The sequence below is a fragment of the Paenarthrobacter sp. YJN-5 genome, assembly GCF_015040095.1.
In the GTDB taxonomy this organism is placed as follows: Bacteria; Actinomycetota; Actinomycetes; order Actinomycetales; family Micrococcaceae; genus Arthrobacter; species Arthrobacter ureafaciens.
The window spans coordinates 344,007-357,778 of sequence record NZ_CP053544.1; the positions used below are offsets into that span (position 1 = coordinate 344,007).

Sequence of the window (13,772 nt, forward strand, 5' to 3'; positions counted from 1 at the left end):
GGAGCGTAGTCATTTCTGGGCCTTGGTGGATCACGGGACCAACGCTTCCTGTTCCGGCAGGTCCATGTGCAGCTCCGCCAATGTCGGCGGGTTGGCGCCCGCCCGGCGGACTGTGATGGCGGCAGCTTTGGCCGCAGTCCGACCCAACGAAGCCAGCACTGACGCTGAGAGACCTTCGCTTCCGCGATGCAGGAGGCCATGGATCAAAGCCGACATATAGGAATCGCCTGCGCCGATGGTATCTGCCACTTTGGACCCGACAGCGGGAACCACAGCGTGGGCCTGCGCGGTAGCAAGGACTGAACCCCGGGACCCGGTGGTGATGGCCACGAGCCGTGCACCGCATCCGAGGATGTGCCCGGGGACGTCGTCCAGCTGCAGGTCCGGGTAGAGCCACTGAGCATCCTCATCGCTCAGCTTGACCACGTCGGTGAGCGGGACCAGCTCTTCGAAGATGCTCTTGGCTTCAGCGTGGCTTCCCAAGAGAGCCGGGCGGATGTTCGGGTCATACGTGACCAGGCAGCGTTGGTGCGATTGAAGCAGAAGCTCTTTGACCGCCGCCGCTCCGGGCGCAAGGAAGGTGGCTATGGATCCGGTGTGCAGGATCTTGGGCAACGTGGCCGGAGCGGTTGCCGGAAGTGCCCAGTAGATATCAAAGTCGTAGTGGGCTGAGCCGTCGTCCGCGAGCGTGGCTGTTGCCGTCGCGGTCCTGCCCGGTCGTCGGGACCCGGGCAGCAGTGCCACGCCGGCTCCATTGAGGTGCTGTTCGATGGCAGTTCCGCGTGGGTCGTCACCTATGGATGTGAGGAGCGCGGCTTCAACCCCCAGTCGGCCCAGACCGTAGGCGACGTTGGTTGGTGATCCTCCCGGATATGCCACGGAACCTTGGGGTGAAACCACGATGTCCATGATCGCTTCGCCCACTACCAGGACCTCCAGCGGGTTTCCGGGGTCTGGGTTTTGCCGGGTTGTTTGCATTGGGGTCCTCCTTAGCTGAGCTTCGAAACGGCGAGTTTGAGCAGGGTCGCCCGGCCGCCGGTTACGGTGAGCCGGTTCTTCACGCTGTGGGCGTCCGGGAAGACGAGGTCCGTCAGGACAACGCGGCCATCTTGGGCGAACACTTCCACTGAGCAGTGATCGGCAACGATGAGCAGCTTCAGCAGGCCGTCTTCCAGTTCAAGGGGCGCTGATTCAACCGACGGGAACTTCTGGTGGAAGCCGGTGTTTCCGGACTCCCTGCGGTCCAGCGTGAGACGGGCAGTGGTTGGATCGTAACGAAGGTAGGTGCCTTGCGTGCCGTCCCGGCTGCCGAACAGCATAAACTCCACCAGGCCTTCGCATTCGAGCCGCGTTTCGGCGTCGATCACCAGCGCGCTTCCCGGTTCAGCGTCCGGCAGGCTGAAGGAAGGATCGCCGGGTTCAAAGGAGCTCCCGGCCGGAAGTTCGGGCAGCACAGGTTCCTGGACCAAACGGGGCGAGCCTCCGACCGTGACGAGCCGAAGCTCGCGGGGGAGTGTCATGGCCGAACGCCACGGAGAAGTAGGCAACTCGTTGGCGTAGTCCCAGTTGCTCATCCATCCGATGATGATGCGCCGGCCTCCCGGAACATTGCTGAAGGAGACAGATGCGTAGCAGTCGCGTCCCCAGTCCAACCAGAGGCAGTGCTGCAGCGCCTCGGTGCGTGCCTCCGCGTCGGGCAGGGCGGACAGCCCGGCAGGGGCGGCGAGGGTAGCTGCGTCCGGAACGAAACGGACGCCGTCGAACTGTCCCACAAAGTACTGGCCGCCCGACCCTCCGGCCACAGCGCCGGGGTTCACGTTGACGATCAACACCCACCTGGTGTCCGCCGGGTCCCCGTCCAGTGCCAGCGGAAAAAGGTCAGGGCACTCCCACTCGCCCCCATCGGCATTGGCCGGGCCGAACTCGCTCAGAAAATCCCAAGATTTCAGGTCATCAGAGCGGTACAGGACCACCTTCTGCTGTTGGGCTTCGACGGCGACCATCACCCAATAGGCGTCACCGCCGCCTTCGTAGCGGAAGACTTTGGGGTCCCGGAAGTGGGCCGAGCCGCGGGTGAGCACGGGATTTCCGCCGTACTTTTGCCAGGTCATTCCCGAATCGGTGCTGTACGCAAGGGACTGCGCTTGAGTGCCGCTGTATTCGGTTCCCGGCTTGAAAGCACTCGTGTAAATAGCAACTAAAGCCGGAGCATCAGCCGTGCCAAAGCCGGACGTGTTGCCGTGGTCCACCACAACGCTTCCGGAGAAGATGTCCTCCCGCTCATCGCAGGCGATAGCCACCGGAAGCTCCGTCCAATGCAGGAGATCCGTGGACGTGGCGTGCCCCCAGGACATATTGCCCCACACGTTGCCGGAGGGATTGTTCTGGAAGAAAAGGTGGTACAGGCCGTCGTGGAAAACCAGGCCGTTGGGGTCATTGAGCCAAGTGTCCTTTGCCGTGAAATGGATGGCTGGCCGGAACCCGGAATCTTTGTCCGGAGCTGTCTCCGGGCGTGCGGCATCAAGGCTAGTGGACATGTGTGGCGTTCCTCTTGGAAGTACGTGGAAAGGGCGGCTTACCGGGGAGCCGCGATCGAGTCGCGGCGGACCAGGGGGCAACCCAGGATGGTCGGGCGGAGGGCCAACGGATTCAGGTCCGTTTTGCCTTCAATAGCGTCAATCAGGTGCTCGGCAGCCCAAGCACCCATCTCGTAATGCGGAAGGGCCACAGTTGTGAGCCCCGGATAGAGGTTGGCGGCGATGAGTTCCTGATCGTCGAAACCCACCACGGAAAGGTCGGCAGGGATGGTCAGGCCCAACTCCGCTGCAGCACGGTAGGCACCCATCGCCATGCGGTCGTTGTAGCAGAAAAGTGCCGTCGGCCTATCTTGGCCCGACAAGATGCGGAGGGCCGCTTCATAGCCGCCCTGCACTTCGGAGAGTTCGGACTCAACAGGTGCCCCATCGCCGTCGAGCCCCGCTTCTTTGAGCGTGGCGCGGAAGGCGTGGAGGCGCTCGCGGGTGGCGGGCACGTCATCGGTGTTGTTGATGAAGCCGATCCGCTTGTGGCCGGCCTCCAACAGTGCGCCGACGGCGGCACGGGCGCCTCCGTCTTCGTCCGGGATCACAGCGGCGATGTTCCCGGCGGTCGCCACCGAGTCAACCAGGACCGACGGGACGCTGCCGAGGTTGGACGGCAGTTCCACGTTGCGGTGGTACATGGTGGCGTACAGGATGCCGTCCACCCGTCGCTCCAACAACGCCTGGACGTCGGCTTGCCGCGATTCGAGGCTGGCTGAGCCCGGCGTGTTGATGATCATCAGGTTGTACCCGCGGGCCTTCGCGGCTTCATCCGCACCGAGGATGATCCGGCCGGCGTGCGGGGTGGTGGCGATTTCCTCACTCACCAGGCCAAGCATGCCGGTCCGCTGCGTGCGAAGCGCTTGTGCCAGGCGGTTGGGACCGTAGCCGAGCTCTTCGGCAACGCTCCTCACCTTGTCCCTGGTTTCGGGGCTGACCCTGGCGTAGGAAACCTCGTTGAGGACGTGGGAAACAGTCGTGACGGACACGCCGGCGGCGACGGCCACATCCTTGATGCCCACGTTCTTGTTGCTCATCTGTCTCCCACGTCCTTATGGTCGGTTTGCCCTTGCGGGGCTATCAGTAGGCTACTGCGTCAGCCCTTGACGGCGCCGAGCGTCATGCCCGCGACGATCTTCCGTTGCAGCAACAGTGTCAGCAGGATCACCGGGATCGAGTACACCGCCGCGAGTGCCGTCATGGATCCCCAGTCGAGCCCGAACTGGGTTTGGAAGTTCGCGATCACCACCGGTGTGGTTTGTGAACGGATGGCGGTCATCAGGAGTGCAAACAGGAACTCGTTCCATGAGGCCAGGAAGGCGAAGATCGCGGTCACTGCAATGCCGCCTGATACTACCGGGATCACTACCCGCCACAACGCGCCCAGCCGGCTGCAGCCGTCAACCGTTGCTGCTTCCTCCAGGTCCCGCGGCACGGCTTCGAAGAAGCTGGACATGAGCCAGATGGAGAGCGGCAGGGAAATGGTGGTGTGCGCAATGGACAGTGCAATGGGAGTGTCAGCCAGGCCCACCGAAGCCATCATCGACGCCAACGGAATGCCGATCGCCACCGGCGGAACCATGCGCGTCACCAGGGCGGCCATGATGAATACCCGGCCGCTCGGGGTTTTGTAGCGCGTGATGCCGTAGGCCGCAGGAATGGCCAGCACCAGGGAAAGCAGGGTGCTGATTACCGCGGTCTGGATGCTGTTGATGAACGATGCCACCACACCGCCACGGCCCAACGCGTTGACGTAGTTCTCCAGTGTCCATTCCTTGGGGAGGATGGTGGGCGGAACTGCAATGGTGTCGATCGGCGTCTTGAACGACGTGAACAACAAGTAGAGGAACGGGAACCCGTAAAGCACCATGGCTGCCGCAAGCAGTATCCACAGGATGGTCCTGGTACTGCGGCGGCCTGCTTCGAGGCCTTCACGGTTGACCCCGCGGCGCCTGCGCGGAGGCTGGGAAGCCGGAAGGTTCGACGCCGGCGGGCTGGCTTTGCTTGGTGCGCTCACCATGGTCATCAGGTGTCCTTTCCCGGCCGCCAGATGGTGGCCACCGCGAAGAAGGCGACGGCGAGCATCGCGATGAGGTAGATGGTGCCCATGGCGCTCGCAAGACCCGGATCGCCGAAGCGGATCATGGTCCGGTAGATCAGGAGGCTCATGGTTTCGGAGGCCGACTGCGGGCCGCCGTTGGTTTGGATGAGGATGGTGTCGAAAGCGCGGGCGGCGTCGATTCCACGGACCACCAGTGCCACGGCGATCACGGGACGCAGCAGCGGGATGATGATCCGGAACAGGAGGGCCGGGGCGCGTGCGCCGTCGAGGCGGGCGGCTTCGATCAGGTCACCGGGTATGTTCTGCAGGCCCGCAAACAGCACGAGGCACATGAACGATGTGGTGAGCCAGATGTCCGGGATCGCTACCGAAAACAGGACGATGTTGGGGTCGGACAACCAGCCGATCTGGTTTGGATTTTCCAGGAGTCCGGCTTGGTGGAGGAGGGTCCCGATCAGGCCGAAGTTGTCGATCATCAGGAACTTCCACAGAAGGCCGGCCACGATCGGCGCGATCATCAACGGGTAAAGGAAGACGGTCCGCCAGATCTGTGACTTCTTGCCGAGCGTTGTGAAAAGCAAGGCCATGCCGAGCCCGAGCGCGAACTCGAGGGTCACCACCACCAGGGTGTAGGCGAGGGTCCGCCAGCCTGCACTGGTGAAGGCCTCGGACGCGAAGGCGGTGACGTAGTTCTGGAAACCCACGAACTCGCGGGGACCGCCGGCGATCGGCGAGATCTTGAAGAAGCTGTCCGCCACCAGGCGAAACAGCGGGTAGGCGACGAACACGGCCAGGAACAGGGCCGCGGGCGTCATCAGGAAGAGGGCAAAGCGGCGATCGGAGATACGCACGGTTTTCTTTTCTGCTGGTTGTTTTCTGCTGGTTGGAGCCGCGGCCGGCACGGTATTTGTGGTGGTGCCGGCCGCGGAGTCTTTACTTCAGGAGGTCCTGGACCTGCTTCTTGGCGTCGGCCAGGAGGGCGGAGGTGTCGCCTCCGGCCACGGCCTTCTGCAGCAACGGAATCAGGACGGTGTCCACGATCTGCTGCCACTTTGCCGTTGCCGGACGGGTTGCCGTGGCGGGGGCGTTGAGGGTCTCGATCAGCGGCTTGAAGCTCTCATAGCCCGGCTGGTCCTGGTACTTCTCGAAGGCGCTGATTCGTGCTGCCAGGCCCAGCTTGGAGTCGATACCCATGCTGTTGTAGTCGTAGGCGCACTTGACGAACTTCTTAGCTGCCTCGGTGTTCTTGGTCGCCTTGGGTACGGACAGGTACCACGGTCCCGGGACACCCGCGACGCCGGCGCTGCCGCCGATCATCGCAGCTGCACCCACCTTGCCTGCCACCGGGGAATCGGCAGGGATCTGGCGGTAGGCGTGTGCCCAGAAACGGGTCATTGCCGTCTTGCCCTGGTTGAACAGGTTCTGCGCTGCAGCCCAGTCCACCTGCGCAGCACCGGTCGGGGCGGACTTGGTGAGGCTGACGTAGAAGTCCAGGGCTTCCTTGTGGGCGGCGTTATCGATGACCACGTTGTTGTTCTCGTCCAGCACCATGGGAGACCCGGCCTGGAGCACGTGTGCCAGCCATTCGGTTTCCACGGCACCCTTCACGTCCGTGCCGAACATGCCGTCCTTGGTGAAGAACTCGGAAATGTCCTGGTACTGCTTCCAGGTCTTGGGGGCTGCCAGTTCATAGCCGTACTTGGCTTGGAAATCCGCCTTGTTCTTGGCGTCCTCGAACAAGTCCTTGCGGTACAGAATGATCTCGGCATTGGTCCAGGCCGGCATGCCGATGAAGTGGCCGTCCACGTTCGCTTCCTTCACAAGCGCCGGGAAAATGTCCTTCTTTGCCTCGTCGGTGAAGAGCTCGTCGATGGGCTGGACGGCGTCCTTGAAGCTGGGGAGCCACACGGAGTCCAGGGCAGCTACGTCGAAGGAGACATTGCCGGAGGAGAACTCGCTGGAGAGGCGGTTGAACATGCCGTCGTAGGGGAGTTCGACGAAGTTCACGTCCACGCCGGCGTCCTTCTTGCACTGCTCGGCCACGCCGGTGAGCTCAGCGTGGCCGCCGGCTTCCACCAGCACGTTGACAGTGCTGGAGCCGCCCGATCCGCCGGACGATGGTGCGGCACCGCCAGCGCCACAACCGGTGGCAACGAGTGCGACGGCGGTGCACAGCCCGCCGAAGGAGACGAGCTTGGAAATGGTCTTTCGAGTGGACATCGCTGTCGACTCACTTTCTCTTGAACGGAAATTGCAGAGAGATGGTGGAGCTAATGTTGGCTTGAAAAATCGTTTTGCCAAAACGACTTGGCACCGACAATAGGGCTAGTTGCGCCGATGTGTCAACAGCCTTCTTCGAAACAATTCGGGGCACTTGACGGCCTGGATTCCTAGGCCATAAAGTGATCGACGCCACTCGACAAATCGTTTTGGCATATTTTGGCTGGCTCGGCCGCTGTTTTGGCTGGGCTCAGGGGGCGTCGGGGCTGCACCCTACCCGCTGGACGCACCTCTGGCGGGGATGGCCGGATCCTGGGGCGCACCCTTACCCGCCGATCGCACCCCTACCCGGGGCTGCACCCTTACCCGCCGATCGCACCCAAACTCCGGGGTGCGATCGGCGCGAGGGGGTGCGGCACTTCCCACGAACGGGTGCGCCTGGCGTAAAGGGGTGCACTGTTTCCCACCGACAGGTGCGCCAAGCCCAGTTAACTCCCTGTTGTCCCAGTACAAAGCCCAGTCAACCGACAAGTTCAAAGGAGAATCATGAACCCATCCGAGCCCCTCAGCCGAAGGAGCATCCTCCGGTTGTTCCCGGCAGCGGCACTGTCCGCAACCGCCGTCGTACTTTCAGCGAAGGAGGCCTTGGCCAAGAACAAGCCGGACACGCCAAATCCGCATCAAAGCCAAGGAAGCACCCAAGCCGCACAAGGGCATCGGGCCATTATCGGAATGCTGTAAACCCGGCTCAAGGCAACAGAAGCAACGCACAAGCAGTCAACGCACGGCCATAAAGCAGTACCCCCAACGATGTGAGGAGAACACGCTATGACCACTGTCTACGACGTCACCACCTGGTCGGTCCCCGGGAATCCGTCGGCCACGCCCTATAACGACATCGGGCTCATCATCAACAGCATCATCGCGGACGTGAAGTCCCAACAGACGAATCAGGCCTCCAAACCCGGCGCGGTGGTGTACATCCCGCCGGGCGACTACTCCTTGAAAACCCGTGTCAACGTGGACATCAGCTTCCTCACCATCCGCGGCTCAGGGCACGGATTCACGTCCAGCAGCATCCGATACAACGCCGGCAACACCTCCAGCTGGCACGAAATCTTCCCCGGCGGCAGCCGCATCCGAGTCGAAAACACGGACGGCAACACTGAAGCTTTCAGGGTTTACCGAACCGGCGACCCGCGACTCAGTTCCATTGTCTTTCAGAATTTTTGCCTCGACGGTGTGTCCTTCAATTCGAACCAGAACTCTTACGTGAACGGCAAAACGGGTATCCGCTTCGATTCGGCCAATGATTCCTGCCGGGTTGAAGGAATGGGAATGGTCTACCTGGAGCACGGGCTGGTGGTGCGGGACACGGACGCCCTTAGTGTCAGTGGCAACTTCCTGGCTGAATGCGGGAGCTGCATCGAACTCACGGGCTCGGGGCAGGCATCCAAAGTGACTGACAACCTCATCGGCGCCGGCTATGTGGGCTTCTCCATTTTCGCCGAGGGCCATATGGGCCTTCTGGTCAGTGCCAACAATGTATTTCCCCGAGGGAAGAGCAGTGTCCATTTCAAGGACTGCACTCGTTCGTCCATCACGGCCAACAGGTTTCACGCGTTCTACCCGGGGATGGTGAACTTTGAAGGCAATTGCACTGAGAACCTCGTTGGTGCCAACCATTTCCTGCGGCAGGTGGAGCCTTTTGATCCGCTGAAGCCCTACAACAACGGATTGGATGACCTGTTCGGCCTGGTCCATGTTGCCGGGAGCGGGAATACCGTCACAGGGAACCATTTCAGCTACGACGTACCCTCCGGGTCGGTGACTCCCTCAGGCCAGAAACCGACCATCATCCTGGTGGCCTCGGGCGCCAACAACTACATCGCTGCCAATAACACCATCTCCTCGGTAGCGGCGAACACGGTAGTGCTGGACGGATCCACCACCGGGACCAAGGTGCTGGATAGCGGCGGTGCGGGTGAGTTTGTGCATTACACGAGTTCCTACTCATTCCGGGCAACCCCCTGACCCGTCGCTGAGAAGGAAGGTCTGTCAATGATGACAAGACGCACCAAACGGGGACTGTCGGCGTTGGCGGCGGCCGCCGTCGTTGCTTCACTCACCTTGGTGGTGGCCGCGACTGCCGCGCCCGCCCCGGCGCATGCCAGCGATCCCGACCCCGCCACCCAGCAGTACCGTCCCTATTTGCACTACACGCCGGTCAAGAACTGGATGAACGATCCCAACGGGCTGGTCTACTACAACGGCACCTACCACATGTACTACCAGTACAACCCTTACGGAACCACGTGGGGCAACATGAGTTGGGGGCACGCGACGTCCACGGATTTGTTGCACTGGACCGAGCAGCCACTCGCAATCCCCCAAACCTTCAACGGCAGCGGACAGGCTACGGAGGACATCTTTTCCGGCTCAATCGTGGTGGATTCACAGAACACAAGTGGATTCGGGACGTTGCAGAATCCGCCGATGGTGGCTGTGTACACCAGCAACTTCACCGGCAACCACCCCACGCTGGCCGGCAAGCAGGCCCAGTCCCTGGCGTACAGCACGGACAGCGGCCAAACCTGGACCAAGTACTCGGGCAATCCTGTCCTCAACAGGAACACCACGGACTTCCGGGACCCCAAAGTGTTCTGGTACCAAGGGGCAGCTGGCTCGTACTGGGTGATGTCCGCCGTGGAAGCCAACGAGCACAGGGTTTTGTTCTACAAGAGCACAGACCTTAAGAGCTGGACGTATTTGGATGACTTCGAACCAGCCAACGCGACGGGTGGGCAGTGGGAGTGCCCGGACCTCTTCCCTCTCGCGGTGGATGGGAACCCGAACAACATCAAGTGGGTGCTGGTGGTCAACATCAACCCGGGATCCGTGGCTGGTGGCAGCGGGGGCCAGTACTTCGTAGGCAGCTTCGACGGAACAACATTCACCTCCGAAACCACTGATCCAGTGGATGTGGCCCCACCGGGAACCCTGCTCGCGGGGTTCAACGGAGGAAGCTACAGCGGATGGAACGTGAGCAACGATCCCGCCAATCCCGGGGGTCCGTGGGGGACAGCCCCGCCCAGCGGAACTCTGGCAGGTCAGCAAACAGTTACCGGGTCGATCGGTGCCGGCCTGGTGAACGGCTTCAACGGGGGAGATGTCCCAACGGGCACCCTGGAATCCGCACCGTTCGCGATCACCAAGGACTACATCAACTTCCTTGCCGGTGGCGGAAACCACCCGCGGCAGGCAGGGGAGCAACCCGGCAACACGCCACCCCCCGGATACCTCCTGTTCGACGGCTTCGAATACCCGGGAACCCTGAGTGCGGCCGGTTGGCAGCTGACCGGAGACCTTGAGGCAGCCAGAAACCCGTCAACCGTTGGCGGTGAGTACGCGATCGGCAAACGCATCAACACATTCGAGGGCGGCCCCAACGCTGACAACAACACCGGAACAATCACGTCCCCGGAGTTCTACCTCACCAACACCAATATCGGGTTCCTCCTGGGCGGCGGCAACCGGACGGACGGCCAACTCCAAGTGGAACTCCTGGTCAACGGCGTGCCCGTGCGAAGCACCACGGGCAGCAATTCGGGTGACATGAACTGGAAGAACTGGGATGTAACCCCGTACTACGGTCAAATAGCCCGCATCCGGATTGTGGACAACGCCACAGGGGCATGGGGCCACCTGACGTTGGACAACATGGTCCTCGGTTCGGAGCCGGCAAAACCGCGAAGCAGTGAAACCACCGTAAATCTCATGATCAACGGACAGGCCGTTCGAACCACCACCGGTTCCAATTCCGAACATCTGGAATGGAAGGCCTGGAACGTCAGCGCCTACAAGGGAAGCGAGGCAACCATCCGGATCGTCGACAACAACCGTGGCGGTTGGGGCCACATCCTCGCGGACGAGTTCGTAGCCTCTGACATCACGCGGCTGGAACAGCACGACTGGTTGGACTGGGGCCGGGACTACTACGCAGCCGTTTCCTTCAGTAACGCCCCCGACGGCAAACGGATCATGGTGGGCTGGATGAACAACTGGGACTACGGGCAGTCCACGCCAACAAGCACGTGGCGGGGAACCATGGCGTTGCCCCGCGAAGTCCAGCTCACCCAAACCGCCCAGGGACCGCGACTCACGCAGAAAGTGGTCCAGGAGGTGGACGCGTTGAAGAACACGGGTGCCGCCTACACCGCATCCGCGCAGGACATCGCTCCGGGGACCAGCACCCTTCCCGTTTCAGGGGACGTGGTGCAGGTGGATGCGGAGTTCTCCCCGGGGACGGCATCGGCGTTCGGGCTGAAGGTCCTGGGTAATTCAACTGAGGCCACCAAGGTTGGTTACGCAACAAGTTCGGGTCGCGTTTTCATCGACAGGACGGCCTCCGGCAACGAAGGTTTCCATCCGGCCTTCGCCTCTGTGGATGACGTACCCGTCCAGCTGATCAACGGCAGGCTTCGGCTGCGGCTCTATGTGGACAGGGCATCCGTGGAGGTCTTCGCGCAGGACGGTCTGGCTACGCTGACCGACCAAGTGTTTCCGGCAGCGGGCGCGAACACATTGTCCCTGTTTTCGGAGGGAGGGACTGCCCGACTCGAAAGCCTCACCGTCACGCCGCTTCACAACGCGATGTGGTAGCCGGTGAGTGAGGCTCGACGGCGGCCGCGCACCCAGGCGGCCGGCCGCCGTCGGGCCTTCCACGATCTTGAGCGAATCTTGAGATGACCCGGCGTCGTTCTTGAGGACCCCGTCCGATGGTTGAAGTGTCAGCCGAGGAGCTGGCGGAACCTGCCGGAAGGACTGCCGAAATGCCCGACCAGATCACCGTCACTTCATCAAGCACGGATGCCGCACAGCTTGCCGGCGGAACGCACGCCCCAGATGGCCAAGACCGCGCAGTCACCTCGATCCGCGAGCAGTTCAATCCCCTGGGCGTCGGCCTCCGGAGCATTTGGCCGCAGTCGGTCTGCGGCTACTAGCCACCACTCACGTGGCCCCGGCACGCTTCCGGTGGCACCATGGTGTTCAAGTCCTAAGTCATCAGGAGGCTTGTCATCAAAGAAGAGATGCGGAAGGCCGCAGACGCAGCCGAGGAAGCCTCGAACTCGCGGCCCTTTGAAATTGCGGCGCGGTCGGGATTCGCTGTGAGTGGGTTGCTCCACGTGCTGATCGGTGTCATCGCCGCGCGCTTGGCCTTTGGAAGCAGCGGCGAAGCGGATGTTTCCGGTGCCATCGCCGAACTGGCCGCCCAACCCTTCGGCCCGTTGCTGCTCTGGGTCTGTTTCGCTGCCTGCGCGGCCTTGGCTCTATGGCAGTTGTCCAACGCTATCTTCGGCCACCGCAACCAGTCCCATCCCAAGCTCTCCAAGCGCCTTTCCGAGGCAGGCCAGGCAGCGGTCTTCGCTTTTGTGGCCGTGACCATCATGTCCTTCGTCGTCGGGCAGGCGCGCAACAGCCGTCAATCCAGCAGTGACCTCACCGCCACCCTCATGCAATCTCCCTGGGGCGTCGCGTTTCTGATAGCTGCGGGAGCCGGCGTCATGATCACCGGCATTGTGTTCGCGGTGCGAGGTTTCACGAGGTCGTTCAAGAAGGACCTTGTCCTTTCGCCGCACGAAGGACCACGGAAATTCCAAGTAGCCGTGGGAACGGTGGGGTACGTCGCCAAGGGGTTCGCGCTCCTTCTTGTGGGACTGCTTGTGGTCATCGCTACTGTTACCGCCCGGCCCGAGCAGTCAACGGGGTTGGACGGCAGCCTTAAGGCCCTCAAGGAACAGCCCTACGGACCGTACCTCCTTGCCGCCGTGGCCGCGGGCCTTATTGCGTATGGGCTGTTCCTCATGGTCAAGGCAAAGACCATGAGGACCTAGCCGCAGTTTCATAGTGCGGCACCCTGGGTACAAGCCGGGTGGGACGTTAAGCGTCGCGCACCAGTGAACCGATTCTGAAGGGGCAGGACCATGACACAAAGCGATCCGGAACAGCAGGGAAACCACAAGCTCACGGCTCCGCCGAAGGACCCTCGCAGCGGGTATCACTCCGGGGAGTTTCCGCAGCAGGAGCAGAAGCAACCGGGCCTGACCAAACCCCTGGAGCCCCAGCCCGATCACGGTGAGTCCAGCTACGTCGGCCACGGCCGGCTTGAAGGCAAGACGGCGTTGATCACCGGCGGTGACTCCGGCATCGGCGCGGCGGTGGCCATCGCCTACGCGCGCGAGGGTGCCAACGTCGCCATCAGTTACCTTCCGGAGGAGGAGGAAGATGCGCGTTCGACGGCGGAATGGATCCGTGAGTGCGGCGCGCGGGCACTCCTGCTCCCGGGAGATTCCCGTGACGAAGGATTCGCAACCGAGATCGTGGAACGTACAGTCCAGGAATTCGGCGGGCTCAACATCGTGGTCCTCAACGCGGCCTACCAGAAGAACCGCGAGGGGCTTGAGACCATACCGACGGAGGAGTTCGACAGGGTCTTCAAGACCAACCTTTACTCCCTGATGTGGACCGCGCAGGCGGCCATTCCGCATCTGCGCCCGGGGGACTCGATCATCGTCACCGCCTCCATCCAGGCCTTTAACCCGTCTGCTCAGCTGGTGGACTACGCCATGACCAAGGCGGCGCAGGTGGCCTTCACCAAAGCGATGGCACAGGAACTCGGCCCCAAGGGAATCCGCGTCAATGCTGTTGCCCCGGGTCCCATCTGGACGCCTTTGATCCCGGCGACCGAGTGGCCGGACAAGCTCCCGTCGTTCGGGCAGGACACTCCGCTGGGCCGCGCGGGCCAACCGGCTGAGCTTGCCCCGGCATACGTTCTGCTCGCTTCCGACGAGGGTTCCTACATTTCAGGTGCCGTGCTTCCCGTCACGGGCGGCAAGGGCCTTTAACTCCAC

Annotated in this window: 12 protein-coding genes; 6 read left to right on the forward strand and 6 right to left on the reverse strand. The window is 62.3% G+C overall.

Annotated features, from left to right (window positions below):
• Window positions 1-30: 30 nt before the first annotated feature.
• From HMI59_RS01600 to HMI59_RS01625, 6 genes are all read right to left on the reverse strand, one after another.
• Entirely contained in the window at window positions 31-978 is a 948-nt protein-coding gene (locus HMI59_RS01600; RefSeq protein ID WP_193592591.1) for a carbohydrate kinase, read from the reverse strand.
• A gap of 11 nt (window positions 979-989) precedes the next feature.
• Window positions 990-2,537 carry a glycoside hydrolase family 32 protein gene (locus HMI59_RS01605; RefSeq protein ID WP_193592592.1) on the reverse strand — a complete coding sequence of 516 codons (1,548 nt, stop codon included), beginning with the start codon at window positions 2,535-2,537 and terminating at the stop codon, window positions 990-992.
• A 38-nt stretch (window positions 2,538-2,575) separates the two neighbouring features.
• Complete coding sequence (locus HMI59_RS01610) at window positions 2,576-3,616, reverse strand: LacI family DNA-binding transcriptional regulator (RefSeq protein WP_193592593.1); 1,041 nt, start codon at window positions 3,614-3,616, stop codon at window positions 2,576-2,578.
• 59 nt (window positions 3,617-3,675) lie between these two features.
• Window positions 3,676-4,599, reverse strand: a complete 924-nt coding sequence (locus HMI59_RS01615; protein ID WP_193593638.1) for a carbohydrate ABC transporter permease — start codon at window positions 4,597-4,599, stop codon at window positions 3,676-3,678.
• 5 nt (window positions 4,600-4,604) lie between these two features.
• The gene (locus tag HMI59_RS01620) at window positions 4,605-5,492 is read right to left on the reverse strand and encodes a carbohydrate ABC transporter permease (protein WP_021472957.1); all 888 of its coding nucleotides are present in this window, start codon (window positions 5,490-5,492) and stop codon (window positions 4,605-4,607) included.
• Window positions 5,493-5,574: 82 nt separating this feature from the next.
• A complete protein-coding gene (locus HMI59_RS01625; protein WP_193592594.1) occupies window positions 5,575-6,861 on the reverse strand; it encodes a sugar ABC transporter substrate-binding protein in 1,287 nt (428 codons plus the stop codon).
• A 546-nt stretch (window positions 6,862-7,407) separates the two neighbouring features.
• On the opposite strand from HMI59_RS01625, the gene HMI59_RS01630 reads away from it, so the two are divergent.
• The 6 genes from HMI59_RS01630 (at window position 7,408) to HMI59_RS01655 (ending at window position 13,766) form a co-directional block, all read left to right on the forward strand.
• Window positions 7,408-7,602 (forward strand): hypothetical protein, encoded by a 195-nt coding sequence (locus HMI59_RS01630; protein WP_193592595.1) that lies wholly within the window; start codon window positions 7,408-7,410, stop codon window positions 7,600-7,602.
• A gap of 87 nt (window positions 7,603-7,689) precedes the next feature.
• A complete protein-coding gene (locus tag HMI59_RS01635; RefSeq protein WP_193592596.1) occupies window positions 7,690-8,895 on the forward strand; it encodes a NosD domain-containing protein in 1,206 nt (401 codons plus the stop codon).
• 27 nt (window positions 8,896-8,922) lie between these two features.
• Entirely contained in the window at window positions 8,923-11,523 is a 2,601-nt protein-coding gene (locus tag HMI59_RS01640) for a GH32 C-terminal domain-containing protein (protein ID WP_370583557.1), read from the forward strand.
• Window positions 11,524-11,639: 116 nt separating this feature from the next.
• Window positions 11,640-11,864 carry a hypothetical protein gene (locus HMI59_RS01645; protein ID WP_193593854.1) on the forward strand — a complete coding sequence of 75 codons (225 nt, stop codon included), beginning with the start codon at window positions 11,640-11,642 and terminating at the stop codon, window positions 11,862-11,864.
• An 87-nt stretch (window positions 11,865-11,951) separates the two neighbouring features.
• Window positions 11,952-12,755: a DUF1206 domain-containing protein gene (locus HMI59_RS01650; RefSeq protein ID WP_062098468.1), complete on the forward strand. Its 804-nt coding sequence runs from the start codon at window positions 11,952-11,954 to the stop codon at window positions 12,753-12,755.
• Between the two features lie 90 nt (window positions 12,756-12,845).
• A complete protein-coding gene (locus HMI59_RS01655) occupies window positions 12,846-13,766 on the forward strand; it encodes an SDR family oxidoreductase (protein WP_021472964.1) in 921 nt (306 codons plus the stop codon).
• The last annotated feature ends 6 nt before the right edge of the window (window positions 13,767-13,772 follow it).